Source organism: Pseudofrankia coriaricola, from assembly GCF_032027725.1.
Taxonomy (GTDB): domain Bacteria; phylum Actinomycetota; class Actinomycetes; order Frankiales; family Frankiaceae; genus Pseudofrankia.
The window spans coordinates 14,287-27,109 of sequence record NZ_JASNFO010000075.1 but is presented as its reverse complement, the minus strand read 5'-3'; the positions used below and the strand labels follow the sequence as shown (position 1 = coordinate 27,109).

Here is a 12,823-nt window from a genome sequence, read left to right as displayed (position 1 = left end):
GTCGGCGGTGTCACCATTCGGGGCCGGTGGACAGGTCGGGCCCGGGAGTCTCGGGTGTGATGGTGACGTCGGGGGGAGTCGTGGTGGCCGGGGTCGCCTGGTCGGGGATTGCCGCGTCAGGTTCGACGGGCGCCGCGTTATGAGCGATGACGGTGGTCGGGAGTTCGGCGGGGGCGTATTGGGCGATGAGGGCGGCGGCGACGGCGTGGGGCTGGTCGGGGTAGGTGGGGATCCAGGGTCGGCGGGCAAGCAGGTCGGCGAGGACTGTGGCGGGTTGGCGGAGCGCACGGGTGTGGAGGTCGGTGGGGACGGCGAGGTGGCCGTGGATCGGGTCGCGGATGTGGACGGTATCGCCGGCGTGGTGGATCGTCGCCGCGGTGCCGGGGGAGTTCATGGGTGTGGGGTGTCGGGGCGGTGCAAGGTCGGCGGACGCGGCGATGGCGGTGAGGCGGTCGTCGGGCGCCAGTAACGGGCAGGTGGCCCACGGCGTTGGTGCGGCGACGATGATCCCGGGGCCATCCGGGGCGCGGTCGACGACGAGGCCGGTTTCCTGGAGGGTGACGAGAGCTTCGTCGAGCATGGGTGGGAGTTGGCCGGCGAGCCGGGCGCGGACGAGGGCTTCGACGGTCGGCCAGGCGGCTGGGCGAAGCGGGATGAGGTCGTCGGCGGGCAGTAGCTGCGGGGGGAGCGGGGCGTCGTGGGGTTGGACCTGGTATCGCAGGCCGTGTGTGTCGTCGTCGAGGGCGCGTAGGACGGTGGCGGTGGTGAACCGCGGGTCGTCGATGGTGGTGACGAGGGAGCCGGTCGCGAGGATGTCGGGCTGGTAGGGGTTGGTGCCGTCGCCGGGTTGGGGGACGGACAGGTCGGTGTCGGGCGGGTCCAGGGTTGCGTGGGTGGCCTCACGGCGTACTGGCAGCGCCCAGGTCGGGTGTGCTGCCCAGGGATGGCCGGGTAGGTCCGCGGCGTCGGGGCGCCACAGGTAGCCGGTGTTGTCGTCGAGGGTGGCCAGGATGGTGCCGGTGGCGCGCAGCGGTGGGATGTCGGGGTGGACGACGACGCGGGTGCCCGGTGGGTAGGGGTGTTCGGGTGGGCCGGCGGCCAGGCCGGCCAGCCGCGCGGTGTGCCGGGCGAGGAAGGCGACCTGTCGGGGGGTGGCCTCGCCGGTGGATGGCGCCTCGAGTACGTGGCGGACCACGGTGCGGATCTCCTCGTCCGCGTCGACCTCCTCGCCCGGCGCGAGGTGACGGGCGGAGCAGAACATCAGGGTTGGCAACTGGTCGGGCAGGGTCTCGCTGATCCGATACGCGATCACCGGTCCGTCGTGGGACCGCCCGGTGTGCAGCAGGATGTGGAGTGGGCCGTCCCGGTAGACGCGGTCCGGTGTCTCGGTGTTCAGGAGCCGGCCGTAGGTGGTCGGCGGCTTCCCGGTGGGTTCGACGATGCTCGTCCGTGTCGGCCGGTGCGACGCTGTCATCGGCACGTCGCCGTCGAGGCTCTCCGTGATGCGCGGTGGCAGCGTCGCCGGCGCGGCCAGCAGCACATTCCGGGTGTCGGCTGGACAGATCCAGCCGAGGGTTTCCTCCAGGCTGGAGACGCTCGCCGCGCTGGTCGTCCATACCCGGGTCGGGTTGCCGTCGTGGTCGATGACCAGGGTGGCGGCGAAACTGTTCGGTATGTAGTCCCCGGGCAGCCGCTGCAGCTCCCACCAGCCTGTCGGCACGGCGACCCGCAGCGCGTATCCGTCAGGGCGATCCCTCGGTGACGACATGACCTGTGACGATCCGGGCCACGGCCCTCCGGGCAGCCATCTCGCCTGACATCGCCGCGGCCCTCGTGCTCTCGCAGCCGACAACTGGGCTGCGCGCACTGGACGTCGCCCCGTCCTGTCTCCACCGAGGCCTTCCTCAAGGTCGCCGGCAGGCGCCCAGCGTCGGGGGCACTCCCAGCGCAGCGACGAGGCGGGCGCGGCCCGGGGGAGTCCAGACACAGCGGCCCGTCGGACATCTCCGCGACGACGCGATCGGCCTGCGGCGCCAGTCCCGTCCCGGCGCTGCTCCCCGCGATGGTCTTGGCGATGTTCTCTCGGATGCCTCGTTTTCGAAGGGTGCGGTCGGCGGTGGCAGACGGAGGGTCGGTGACGAGGCTCGCGTCGCTACATCGCCGGGCAGCCGTGGAACACCGATGGGCCACAGAGTTCGTTGCGGACTTCTGCTGAAGATGGGTGGGTGGTGTCGTCGGAGGATCTGACTGTCGTGGTCGACCGGCTGCGGCGGGACCGGCGCAGGTCGCCGTATGCGGGCCGGCGAGAGTACTCGCGCGACGCGCGGGAGCTGGTGGATCGGTGCGCGCGGCTGGTTGACTCGGGGCAGGCAGCGGTGGCGGTTCCGGTCCTGCGCAGGGCGGTGGGCCGGATGACGGCCGGGTTGCAGTACCTCGACGACTCCTCCGGTGTGATCGGTGACGACCTGGGTGCGGTGATGGCGTTGTACGCGCGGGCGTGTGCGTCCGCGCCGCCGCCCGCGCGGTCGTTGGCGGGCTGGCTGGTGAAGCTGGCCTACGACGGCCCTGGCTGGCCGGACATCGTCCTCGCGGATTTTGCCTCGGCTCTGGGCGAGCGTGGGCTTGGCGAGATCGGCCGGTTGGTGGAGCAGCGCGGTGCGGGGGCGGATCCGGAGGCGGACTGGTGGACGTGGGTCGCGACCCGGCTGCTGCGCGAACAGCTCGCTCAGGTGTCCGGTGATGTCGGCTGGTACGTCGATGTGCTCGCCGAGGACTTGAGCGGCCCGGACCAGTATTTGAAGATCGTCATTGTGTTGCGGGACACAGGCCGGGCGGGTGAGGCGCTGGGCTGGGCTCGTAGCGGTCTGGCTGAGCATGCGACGCGGCCGGCCGCCGAGCCGCTGCGCGACGCCTACGTCGACCTGCTTCTGCGGTTCGACGACGGGCAGGCAGCGGTCGCGGAACGGCAGGCCGATTTCGAGCGCGGTCCGACACCGGAGGTTTTCCGTGCGCTGGTCGAGACCGGCGCCCGGGCGGGCCGGGCGGGTCTCGCGGACTGGGCCGTCGACACGCTACGGGCCAGGGCTATCCGCCAGCCGGCCGCGGCGGCCAACCTCGTCCGCGTGCTGCTGGCTGAAGGGCGGCCCGGCGAGGCATGGCAGGTCGGGAGCGCACACGTCGACACGCTGACGCCCAGCCTGCTGACCGAGCTGCTGGAAATCTGGCAGGCCGAAGGCCATCCAGGCGACGTCATCGGCCATTACGAGCGTCTCATCGAGACCCACCTGCACGCCGATTCCTACGACAGGCACCGTGACCAGAAGGCCCAGGCGCTGCTGCCGCCCCTGCGCGCCGCCCACGAACAGCACGGCGACCCCGACGGCTTCGCCAGCTACCTGAAGGAGCTGCGCGCCGACAACCGGCGCCGTCCCGCGTTCCTGCGCATTCTCGACGCCGCCGGCTTCTGACGACGCCGCGTAGCTGTCGACGGCCCCGGTCGTCACAGTGGTGCGCGCACGCGTCTCGCCGGCCTCTGAACCTGTGGCCAGGGATCTGGTGCTGATCCCTGTGGTCGAGTTACCACCGTCCTGCTGATCCGGCCTCGCGGCGTGATCGCAGTCATGGCTGTGGCGCGACCTCCAGTTCGGCGATCGCGGCCAGCAGACCACGATCACCCCGGCCGGATCGAGGCTGTCGGCGAATCGTTCCTCTGGCCGATGTGCGGTGTGCGTCAGAGGTCGAGGCTGTCGGCCTGCGGCGGTGGGGTGTCGCCGGGGTCTTGGCTGGGTCCGTCGGGCTGATTTTCGGTGGCGGCTGGTTCGGTTGTGGCTCGTGGTGATGGGGCGAAGAACTGCGGGGCGTGGATGGCGGCGAGGGCTGCGAGTGTTGTGCGGGATTCGGTGCCGGTGAGCTGCAGCCGGGTGGTGTGTGGTCGCAGCATGTCCCACAGGTTGGGGTCGGGGAATCGCAGTGCGCGTTCGAACAGGTCGGTGTCGCAGGTCAGCTGGCCGTGGTGGGGGTCCTGGATCGAGATCAGCTGATCCCTGGGCGGTGGCGCCGGACGTCGTGGTCGTGGCGCTCGTCGTTGCCCGGTGAGGACGGGCGTGTCGAGGTCAGGCTGGTAGCGCGCCCGCCCCGGTGTTGGCTGCGGGCCGGGGAGCGCCGCGCAGGCGTCGACCAGGTTGCGTGAGGCGCTGGCCGCGGCGCGATACGCGCCAGTCAGTTCCCCGACCCGCGCTGGGGGCTCGACCCAGATACCGGTGACGGTGGCGACTCTGAGGAGTCCGTCGCCCGCGAGGTGGTGGGTCGCGATGCTGCTCGCGGCGGCGAGTTCGGGCAGGAGCAGGACCGCCCGTCGGGCGGCGAGCAGGGCAGCCGGGGTCGCGGCGGCCCGCGGACCGGTATCGATCTGGCGGGCGAGCCTGCGGACCTGCTCGTCGACATGGCGCCCGTCGAGGCCGAGCGTGCGCAGCGGGCCAAGGATCTCCTGGATGTTCTGCCATTGCAGCGTGGCGCGTCTGGCTTGGGTCGTCGCGCGTGCGTAGGCGTCCTGCGCGGGCTGGCGGCTGTGCCGCTGGGCCCAGCCGGCCAGTTTCGTCGTCCAGGAGGTGACCGTCACGGCGAGTTCCGCGACGGTGCGTAGCGCGGCGCCGTGCATGCGCAGCTGCGGCCAGGTCATGGTGTGTGCGGCGTAGCGCATCCTCTCGACTGCCTGCTCGAACGGGTGGCCGGTCTCGTCGCCGAGCAGCGGGGTGATCTCGTCGAGCGCCGTCGGCCCGGGGGTTCGGGCGGGGGCGTGCTCCAGTCTGGCCGCGGCATCGCGGACCTGTCCGACGCGGTCGAGCGCCTGGGCGACCGTCAGCGCCGCGTGGGCACCCTGCCCGTCCAGTCCTGGAGGGTCGTTACTCGACGTGGGGTGTGCTGGGGTCGCGGCGTCGAGGATGTGGCGGCGTAGATGGTCGGCGCTTGTCATCGCGCTGTCGGCGGCGAGTACCACCAGGCCGGCGAGCCGGCCCGCGGCCGTGGCGATCATGGCACGGTCACGCAGCATCGCCGCGTCCGGGCCGCGTCGCTCACCGGCCGGGCCGATCTGCGCGGCGAGCAGATCGTGGGCGACGCCCAGCCGAAGGGCCGCGGGGCGCCACCGGTCCCCGCGCGCCGCGGACGCTGTGGGCAGGATCGGGCGGGTGGCCGTGACGGCCTCGGACAGATGGCGGGCCAGCGTCAGGGCGGGGTTGCGCGCCCCGGCCGCCTGGCCGAGGAACTGGGCGTGCCGGCCGGCGAGCGCGAGCAGGTCGACCAACGCGGCGGCATCCTCGGCGGCACCGTCGGCGATCCCGGGCGGCTGTTGGACGACCGCGGTGGCGAGGTCGCGGCAGGCCGCCTCGACCAGGCCGCCGTAGGTGAGCGGCTCAGCCATCGTCGATCGCGCTCAGCGCGTCCCGTGCGTACAGCACCGCCCGGGCCGTCGCCATCGGGTCTGGCGCCGTCTGCGCGCAGCGGCCCAGCATCGTGACCGCCGCGTCCAGGACCTCGCGGACCTCGGCCCAACCAACCGGCCCCGACGATGCGGACACCGCGGGCGGGGGCGGGGGCGGGCCGTCCACCAGGCCGGCCCACTCCAGCTGGGCCGCCGCCGACGACACGTCCGTGCGTGCCCGCATCGCGCGACGCCGGTCGGTGAGCGACGGGAAGAGCAGCCCCGCGCCCGCGTGCTCCAACAGCCCCGCCGAAGCCTCCAGCGACGGCGGTGCCGCCAGCAACGCCATCGCCACTCCGCGCCACCGCACCGGGTCCACCCCGTACCGCGGGTCCATCGGATCCGCCGGCTCCGGCCCCGCCGGCGAACCGGCCTCCCGACCATCCCTGACCATCACCAAGCTCCTCCTCAGCCAGACGATCCGACGGGCGCAGTGCACCACCGCTCGCCGCCGCGTGTCGCCGCGCGCCATGGCCTGTGGACAAACCTCGGTATCCACAACACCCCGCCCAACACCGCCAAGAACACTCCGTCCGGCACCTGTGCAAAACCCGGGGGTGCGTGCCATCCGGGGTGTGTCCTTCAGACGTCGTTTGCCAGAGTTGGAGGCCCCACTGAGCATCGTTGCGTCGATCCATCGGAACGACATGACCTGCGACGCTGCGCGCACCGGCCATCCCGGCGGCCCTCACGTCGGACATCGCCGCTGCCTCGAGTCCTCGCGGCGGGGCACGGGTTGGTCGGGGGCGGCACAGCCAGGCCTGTGACGCCGTTCCCGCGAGGATGTCGATACCGGTGACGAGCTGCGGCGATGTCCGCGGCGATGTCTGTGGGGACGACGGCCTGGCCGGAGTGACAGGGACGATGTCGTTCGCGGTGGTGGTGGCGGTGGTACCGGTTCGGACCGTGCGGTGTCATGTCGCATCGGAGCGGGCCGCCAGCCGGCCCTGTGATCTTCACGCCGCGGTCGGTGGTCCTGCGGCGCTGGCAGGCGGAGTGGGAACGATGGGCCGGCGGGACTGAGGCAGCAGTGGGGTTGGCTCGCTGGTCTTGCGACCCGCTGCTCGCGCCGCATACCGCGTCGGTCGTGGCGGTGCTCGCCGCCTGCGGCCGGGACCTCACGGTGCCGTTGGGTGAGGCGGACGCGGTGTTGGCCGCGCTGGTTCGCCGGGCGCGGGCGGGGGATCTGGCTGCGGCGCGGGTGGTGCTGGAGCGGCTGATGCCGGCGCTGACCGGCCAGGCGCGCCGGCGCTGTCACCGCCGTGGCGTTTCCTTTGACCAGTTGCTGGTTGAGCTGGTCGGGTCGGCGTGGATCGTGATCCGCTGCTACCCGGTCGAGCGGCGGCCGGTCAAGGTCGCGGCGAACCTGGTAGGTGACGCGGTCGGCCTGGCCGTGGGCTATGTGCCGCTGGTCGACCGGCTGACCGACCCCGCGGGTCTTACCCCGCGCCCCGGCACGTCAGCTCCGGACGCGGGAGACACCTCGGCCACGGCCAGCGGGGCCGGAGGCCCGACCGCGGCGGGGGAGTTGTTCGCCGTGCTGCTGGACGGGCGGGCGGCGGGGATCCCCGCGCAGCGGCTCCGAGTGTTGGCCGATCTCGGCGTCCTTGGCCTGTCACAGCAGGAGACCGCCGCGCGGGCCGGGGTGTCGGAGCGTGCGGTGCGGGCGCGCCGGGACGTGGCCGTCGAGGCGTTGCGTGCCGAGCTCGTGCCGGCCGGGGCGGTGGCGTCGTGACCGGCCCGGCGACCGGCGGGGCGGCGCTGTCGACCGAGGCGCTGCTGGTGGCCGGTGCGGCGGCGTTCGGTGCGTCCGCGGTCGCGGTGTGGACGGGCGCGCAGCTGTCCGCGCTGCTGTTCGGCGCGCACCACCCGCTGCCTGTCGGCCTGCACGACACCGCGTGGGCGATCCCGACCCTGGCCGCGCATCCCGGCCAGCCGGCGCGGGCCTGGCCGGCGCCGGTGGCCGCGCAGCTGCCGGGTCCGACGGGCTACTGGGCGGTCACCGTCCCATTGTTGATGCTCGCGGCGGTGCTGGTCGCGGTGTTGCTCGCGGTGACGAGCCGTCGGGTCGGGGTGGCGCGGCGGCGGCGGATGGGGCTGGATCCGGAGGCCCGCTTCGCCCGGCTGTCCGACCTCGCACCGTTGTTGGTGTCCGGGCCGGCGGCGGGCCGGCTGGTGCTGGGTCGGGTGCGTGCCGGCGGCCGTAGCCGGCTGGTCGCGACCGAAGACGCGGCCAGGCCGCTGGATGTCGCTGTGCCGCGCCGGTTGCGCCGCGGCGCCGAACGCCGCCGGTCGGATCGCGGCGCGGTGCTGGCGTTGGGCCCGACGCGCTGTGGGAAGACCGCGGCGCTGGCGGTCCCGGCGATTCTCGAGTGGGACGGCCCGGTGCTCGCGTTGAGCGTGAAGACGGACCTGCTGGGCGCGACCGAGGCGCGCCGCCGTGCGGTGGGCGAGGTTCGGGTGTTCGACCCGGCCGGCGCAACTGGCCGGGTCGGCGCGGGCTGGTCGCCGTTGTTGGTCTCGCGCCGGCTGTCGGGGGCGCGGCGCGCGGCGCGGTCGGTGGCCGCGAGTACGGACTGGAACGCGGGCGGCTCGGGGGACATGTCGTTCTGGGCGTCGGCGGGGGAGGACCTCGTCGGGCTGCTGTTCTGGCTGGCGGCCCAGGCCGGGCTGGGTATGGACAGCGTCGTCACCTGGGTCACCACCCAGGAAAAGACCACGGTGCTGAGCCTGGCGGGTGCGTTCGCCGACCACCTGGATCCCGAGGTCGCGGGCGAGGGGCGGCAGGTCAACGCGGCTCTCGGCGCGGTCTGGGCGTCGGATGCGCGGCAGCGCTCGTCGGTGTATCTGGTCGCCCGGCAGATGGTCCGTCCCTGGCAGGAGACCTCCGTCCAGCAGAGCGCCGTCCCCACCGGCGGCGCCCCGCTCGACCTCGACTGGCTCCTCGGCACCACCCCCACCGCCACTTCCGCCCGAGCCGCCGGCTCGTCCGCCGGTTCCTGGCCCGCCGACCAGGACGAGCCTTGGTGGACGGGATGGTCCGAGCCCGACTTGCCTGCACGGCCGGGGTCTACAGCGGCGGGGCGGCGGGCGAACACCCTCTACGTCTGCGCGGACCTCGACGACGCCGAACGGCTCGCACCGGTGCTGGGTGGGCTGGTCGACGAGCTGCTGCGCGATGTCTACGCCCGCGTCGGCCGCACCGGCAGGCCCCTGGACCCGCCGCTGCTGGTGGTGATCGACGAGGCCGGGAACTGGCCGATGCGTTCCCTGCCCGCGCGGATCTCGACCTGCGCCGGCATGGGCGTCGTGCTGATGCTGCTCTACCAGTCGAAGGCCCAGATCGACGCGGCCTACGGTCCCAAGGCCGACATCGTCGTCTCGAACGCGCCCACGAAGGTCTTCTTCTCCGGGCTGTCGGACCGGTCCAGCCTCGACTACGCCGCCAGTCTGCTCGGCCAGGAACACATCGCCGCGCGCACCGTCTCCACCGACTCCAGCCCCGGCGGCGGGCGCACCGGCCTGTCCGAAGCCCCGACCCGGCTGGAGCTGCTGCCGGCGGCGTTGCTGCGCCAGGTCGCCCCGGGTGAGGCGCTGCTGATCCACCGCACCCTGCCGCCCATCCACCTGCGTGGCCGTTACTGGTTCAAGGACCCAGCCCTGCGCCGCCTGGCCCACGGCCGCCCGGACGCTGCCGTCAGCCCTGCACGCGACGCGCCGCCCGTCGCGACCGGCAGCGCCCGCCGTGGCGCGGCTGGTGGCAGGAACCGCGCCGCGGGCGGCGCGCGAAGCCCCGCGACGCGCGCCGCGACAGGGATGGCTGGGCGCGTTGACGGTGCGGGCCGCGCCGCCGGCGCGGATTGGGGACTGCCAGCGGGACGCGGCCAGGACGACGACGCGCCCTGGCGCGCCGACCCGGCCCTTGACCCCTCGCGCGCCGGGCGCGCGCCATGGCGTGCCTCCCCACGCGCCTCGAACGGCGCCAGCCTTCGCGCCGGTAGCGGCGCGCCCGGCCAGGACACGCCTGCAGGCCCGTCGCGGTCAGCGCGCCGATTCCCGCGGAGGAGGCGATGACGGCCATGCCCGGCGGCGCGTTCGCCGACGAGCCCGTCCCGCCGGCCGAATCGGCCGGGCCGGGACTGGCCGGGGACCAGCTGCGGGTCGACCCGAACGCCTATCCGCTGTGCATCCAGGTCCCGGCCGGCTGGTGGCGGATCTTCCCGCTCGTCAGCGGTGGGGAGGCGACCCGGGAGTACGTCGCGCAGCTGGTCACAGACCCGGTCGGCCCGCGCTGGGGCGGCCGGCCGGCGTTCATGACCCGCCAGCCGACGCTGTGGCGGCTGGAAGAAGCCCTGGGCTGGGCACTTCCGCTGGCCGGCCACGTCACCCTGCAGGCCGCAGCCCCGTGGGCGACGACCGGCCGCCAGCGTGCGCGCCCTCCCGCAGCCGCCAGCTCCACCGTGCTCCCGCCCGCGGCGTCGGTGTCGCTGCCCGAGGCGGGTAGCCGGTCCGACTGCCGGCCGTGGCGGGCGAGCCTGGTGCTGCGTGCCCACCATGCGCCCGCGACCTACGGCCGGCTACGCCACGGCGAGGGTCCCACCCGCCGCTGGGACCACGGCCCGACCAGCGTCGAGATCGTCAGGGCCGGACCGGTACCGACCACGGTGGGCGGCGGCGGGTATCTGCTGTCCTACCGGGTGTCCCACCGCGGCGAGGTCGTGTTCGCCGGCGACGACGCCCCCCTCGCTCCCGGCTGGCAGCCCTACTCCACCGAGGTCATCCGCGCCGTCGTCACCACCGTCACCACCGTCACCACCGGCCACCCGAGCGGCCGCCCGTCCGACCGGCAGAGACAGTTCCTCACCGCCCATGGGCCGGCACTTGCCGCCGCTGCCCGCCCAATGAGTCATCCCTACCCGCCAGGCACCCGCATCGCCGCCGTTGTCGACGCCGACGGCGCCTACACCACCGGCACCGTCCTGGCCACGGCCGCCGCCGACCGCGACGGCGATCGGCTCGACTACCTGTGGCGGCCCGATGTCGCCGACCTGCCCGGCCATCCCTGGCGCCACCACCCCCGTCTCGCGCTGCGCGCGAGCGTCCGCGAGGTCACCGCCACCCTCGACACCGCCGATGCCAACACCGACACCCCCGACGGCGAGGACGCCGTGATGGCCACCGGCGCCGTCGTCGCCACCCTCGACGACCCCCGCTTCGCCGTCGGCACCGTGCTACGCACCTACGCCGGCGACGGCCCCACCCCCCGCTACGAAATCCAGCCTCACGACGCGCCGACCCGTCCCGTCCTGCTGGGCGCCACCGACGTCACCCCGCTTGCCGGCACCGCCTGGCGTACCACCACCGATCTGCTGCTCGCCCGCGCCGTCGCCGACCTCGACCTGCGCCCCTTCGAGCTGATCATCGCGGTGCGGGACTACGCCCTGGCCGCCGAGGGCCCCCACGGCCCGCACCTCGCCGTCGTCAGCGAGCTCGACACCGTCGACACCGCCCTGGACCCCACCGGCCGCGTCGACCCCGTCGACGTCCCACCCCTACCCGGCCAGCCCGCCGCCCCGACGCCTGGCGTCATCCCGATCAGCGCGTCGGGCGGCGTCTGCCGGCTCGCCCACCCGACCCACGGCCTCATCACTGTCGATGAGCACGCGCTCGCCGCGGCGTTGGCCGCCCGCCCGGACCAGCTCGCCGCCATCCTCGAGCGCCATCCCTGGCTACCCGCCGGCCCCCACCCGCCCCTGGTCGCCGCCTACCTCGCCGCCAAACACGCCCCCGCCGCCCTCGACGCCCTGACCCATCCGCCACATCCGACCGGACCAGGCCCGGATAGCCCCGCGACCGGACCGCCGGACACCCCGGGCAGGACACTCACCGCCCTGCCCGGCGGCGCCACCCCCACCGACACGTCCGCGGGATACACACCACAGATCCGGGGGCCAGAACAGGCATCACCGGCGGATGGGATCGAGCCGCCTGGCTGTGGGGGCCTGTGACCACGCCTCCGCCTCCGCGGCCGAGCCCGCACGCAGCACCGCAGCCCGATGACGATGCCACGTTCCCTGCACGCGAGCCGGAACCGCCGGCCGGCGCGGCGCCCCGGCACGCGCCGGCCCGGTGGAACCTGCCGCCGCGGCTGGTCTCCTGCCGGCTGCACCCGACCGGCGTCCTGCTCGACGTCCCGGTCAGCGGCGCGAACGGCAGCCAGATCGTCGTCTCCACCGCCTGGCCCGACCCCAACACCCGGGCCGGCTGGACCCACCAGAACTGGCGTCCCACCCAGGTCGGGCGCGGTTACGAGATCCCTCGCCTCACCGACCTCGGCGACGTCATCGCCATCACCGAATGGCACACCAACACCGCCCCGACCCGCGCTCTGCCGGGCGCGCGCCGCGGCCTACTCCGCCGCGACCCCGCCAAACGGCTGCCAGTGGCCCACGCGACCTGGTGGGGCTACCTGCACGCGATCGAGACCGACGCGCTGATCCTGCACGGCCCCTTCCCCGACCCCGTCGCCGCTCACGGCGTCGCCCAACAGGCCTACCTCCGCAAACTCCACCAGCCCACCGGGGCGACCCAGCCCACCCGGGCCGGCCACGCCCAGCCGGCCGGCCGTGTCCCGATCTACCCCGCCACACCCCCGGCCACCGTGTCCGTGACCTACGACGGCCCGAACACCGTCGTCGGCGACCCCACCTATGGCTGGCTCACCGCCGCCTCCGACCGGTTCCACAACGCCCTCGCCGTCCCCGGCGACCAGCTGCGCGCCCTGCTGCACCCGCACTACGGCGAGCTGCACCCCACCACCGCGCACGCCACCCTGGCCGCCCTCGCCGCCCGCCACACCCCCGACCAGCTCCCCGACATCTGCCTGCCCACCACGGCCACCACCGACCCGGCCCCCCTGACCAGCACCACCCGCCTCGCCGACGTCACCGGCCGCCCCGACCCCTACCGCCCGAACCCGACCCCGCACACGGCCACCCACCGACACAGCACCGACCCCGCCACCACACCCCACCCGACGACGCCGTCCGACCCTTCCACCCGACCCGATCCTTCAGGCCCGACCAGCGACACCCCGCCCGACGCCCACCCCGCGGCTCCCCACCCGCGGGATGTCGTCCCCGAAAAGCCGCCGGCACCCACCGGCCCGACCGGCCCACCCAAGGCCGCGAGCGCCCCCTTCCTACCCGACCTGTCGGACTACCTGCGACCCGAACCACCCGCCCCCGGCTCGGACGCCTCCCAGCCTCCCGACCCGTCCACACCCGCCGAGAACCCCGACCCGCCTGCCCTCGACCTCGACGAACCAGACCTCTGGTAGGACCG

General features: G+C 74.1%; 8 protein-coding genes. 5 read left to right on the top strand and 3 right to left on the bottom strand.

What is annotated here, in order from left to right; all coding sequences use genetic code 11:
- Positions 1-10: 10 nt before the first annotated feature.
- Positions 11-1,768, bottom strand: a complete 1,758-nt coding sequence (locus tag QOZ89_RS33385; protein ID WP_312627718.1) for a hypothetical protein — start codon at positions 1,766-1,768, stop codon at positions 11-13.
- 457 nt (positions 1,769-2,225) lie between these two features.
- On the opposite strand from QOZ89_RS33385, the gene QOZ89_RS33380 reads away from it, so the two are divergent.
- Complete coding sequence (locus tag QOZ89_RS33380) at positions 2,226-3,467, top strand: hypothetical protein (protein ID WP_312627716.1); 1,242 nt, start codon at positions 2,226-2,228, stop codon at positions 3,465-3,467.
- A 263-nt stretch (positions 3,468-3,730) separates the two neighbouring features.
- Here the strand turns inward: QOZ89_RS33380 and QOZ89_RS33375 are convergent, their stop codons facing one another.
- Together QOZ89_RS33375 and QOZ89_RS33370 are read right to left on the bottom strand one after the other, a co-directional pair.
- Positions 3,731-5,419: a hypothetical protein gene (locus QOZ89_RS33375; protein ID WP_312627714.1), complete on the bottom strand. Its 1,689-nt coding sequence runs from the start codon at positions 5,417-5,419 to the stop codon at positions 3,731-3,733.
- Complete coding sequence (locus QOZ89_RS33370) at positions 5,412-5,873, bottom strand: hypothetical protein (protein WP_071049049.1); 462 nt, start codon at positions 5,871-5,873, stop codon at positions 5,412-5,414. The genes QOZ89_RS33375 and QOZ89_RS33370 overlap by 8 nt, the downstream gene beginning before the upstream one ends.
- Positions 5,874-6,509: 636 nt before the next feature.
- On the opposite strand from QOZ89_RS33370, the gene QOZ89_RS33365 reads away from it, so the two are divergent.
- Genes QOZ89_RS33365 through QOZ89_RS33350 form a run of 4 tightly spaced genes read left to right on the top strand, consistent with a single transcriptional unit; the run spans position 6,510 to position 12,818 of the window.
- Positions 6,510-7,214 (top strand): RNA polymerase sigma factor, encoded by a 705-nt coding sequence (locus tag QOZ89_RS33365; protein ID WP_241841746.1) that lies wholly within the window; start codon positions 6,510-6,512, stop codon positions 7,212-7,214.
- On the top strand, positions 7,211-9,553 hold the full coding sequence (locus tag QOZ89_RS33360; RefSeq protein ID WP_312627712.1) for a type IV secretory system conjugative DNA transfer family protein: 2,343 nt from the start codon (positions 7,211-7,213) through the stop codon (positions 9,551-9,553). Before QOZ89_RS33365 ends, QOZ89_RS33360 begins: the two co-directional genes overlap by 4 nt.
- Positions 9,550-11,487 carry a hypothetical protein gene (locus QOZ89_RS33355; protein ID WP_312627710.1) on the top strand — a complete coding sequence of 646 codons (1,938 nt, stop codon included), beginning with the start codon at positions 9,550-9,552 and terminating at the stop codon, positions 11,485-11,487. The genes QOZ89_RS33360 and QOZ89_RS33355 overlap by 4 nt, the downstream gene beginning before the upstream one ends.
- Positions 11,484-12,818, top strand: a complete 1,335-nt coding sequence (locus QOZ89_RS33350; RefSeq protein WP_071049045.1) for a hypothetical protein — start codon at positions 11,484-11,486, stop codon at positions 12,816-12,818. The genes QOZ89_RS33355 and QOZ89_RS33350 overlap by 4 nt, the downstream gene beginning before the upstream one ends.
- Positions 12,819-12,823: the final 5 nt, after the last annotated feature.

Coding starts and splice junctions, on each gene's coding strand:
- QOZ89_RS33385 (WP_312627718.1), bottom strand. CDS start 1,768: ATGTCGTCACCGAGGGATCGCCCTGACGGATACGCGCTGCGGGTCGCC.
- QOZ89_RS33375 (WP_312627714.1), bottom strand. CDS start 5,419: ATGGCTGAGCCGCTCACCTACGGCGGCCTGGTCGAGGCGGCCTGCCGC.
- QOZ89_RS33370 (WP_071049049.1), bottom strand. CDS start 5,873: ATGGTCAGGGATGGTCGGGAGGCCGGTTCGCCGGCGGGGCCGGAGCCG.
- QOZ89_RS33355 (WP_312627710.1), top strand. CDS start 9,550: ATGACGGCCATGCCCGGCGGCGCGTTCGCCGACGAGCCCGTCCCGCCG.